This is a genomic window from Eubacterium ramulus ATCC 29099 (assembly GCF_000469345.1).
Classification (GTDB): domain Bacteria; phylum Bacillota; class Clostridia; order Lachnospirales; family Lachnospiraceae; genus Eubacterium_I; species Eubacterium_I ramulus.
Map to the genome: position 1 here is coordinate 18189 of NZ_KI271113.1, position 363 is coordinate 18551.

At 45.2% G+C, this 363-nt stretch carries 1 protein-coding gene; it reads left to right on the plus strand.

The features are described from left to right. Positions 1-363: AAA family ATPase (locus tag HMPREF0373_RS16940; protein ID WP_021738803.1), on the plus strand; the 363-nt coding region annotated here is incomplete at both ends.

A 363-nucleotide genomic window follows, 5' to 3' on the forward strand; every position in this document is an offset into this window, starting at 1 on the left:
AACCAAGGAAATTGATGTTGCTTATACGGATGCACAGGGAATGCGCATGTGTATCCCACTAAACCAGTTGAGTGATGGCTATAAAAGCACGATCAGTCTGGTAGCAGATATTGCATATCGTATGGCAGTATTGAACCCTCAGTGCCTGGGCGAAGTCTGCAAAAAAACGGATGGAATCATTTTGATTGATGAGGTGGATCTTCATCTTCATCCGGCATGGCAGAAACAGCTCTTACATGACCTGACGGAAATTTTCCCAAATGTTCAGTTTGTTGTCAGTACAAATGCTCCGGAAGTGATCAATTCAGTAGCAAGGGAGCAGGTGGTTGTCCTGGAAAACTATCAGGCATTACCGGCACCTGC